The 233-nt window shown below is 54.5% G+C and carries 1 rRNA gene; it reads left to right on the top strand.

Annotation, left to right across the window (positions count from 1 at the left end):
• Positions 1 to 233: ribosomal RNA gene (locus IB226_RS23165) — 23S ribosomal RNA — on the top strand; the annotation flags it as partial.

Raw genomic sequence — 233 nt, 5'->3', positions numbered from 1 at the left:
GGGGAACTGAAACATCTAAGTACCCGGAGGAAAAGAAATCAACCGAGATTCCCCCAGTAGCGGCGAGCGAACGGGGAACAGCCCAGAACCTGAATCAGTTTGTGCGTTAGTGGAAGCGTCTGGAAAGTCGCGCGATACCGGGTGATAGCCCCGTACACGAAAGTGCACAGATTGTGAGTTCGAAGAGTAGGGCGGGACACGTGGTATCCTGTCTGAATATGGGGGGACCATCC

The organism is Pantoea sp. PNT03, assembly GCF_014852515.1.
Lineage (GTDB): Bacteria > Pseudomonadota > Gammaproteobacteria > Enterobacterales > Enterobacteriaceae > Pantoea > Pantoea leporis.
This window is presented reverse-complemented; position numbering and strand designations above follow the sequence as displayed.